The 230-nt window shown below is 46.1% G+C and carries 1 protein-coding gene; it reads left to right on the forward strand.

The features are described 5' to 3' along the window. Window positions 1-230: hypothetical protein (locus H5186_RS23455; RefSeq protein ID WP_404936448.1), on the forward strand; the 230-nt coding region annotated here is incomplete at both ends.

Below are 230 nucleotides of genomic sequence, written 5' to 3' on the forward strand. Positions count from 1 at the left end.
ACAGAGCTATTGAATACAGGGCAATCTAGTTTTCCTAAAGCGTATTTACTCACGGGCTATGTTAATAGAGGCGAGCCAATCAGCAAGCTCACCCCGCTGTTTAACCGTGTGGTGGTGGCTGATAGTAATGAAGCGATACCAATACTATTAAGCAGTGATGAAGGCGCGGTGCTTGAGGCTGTTGATGACAAGCAGTTAACAACACGGACACCGTTTCATGCCCAAAAAAC

Origin of the sequence: Pseudoalteromonas sp. SG41-2, from assembly GCF_014164535.1 — a bacterium.
GTDB lineage: Bacteria > Pseudomonadota > Gammaproteobacteria > Enterobacterales > Alteromonadaceae > Pseudoalteromonas > Pseudoalteromonas rhizosphaerae.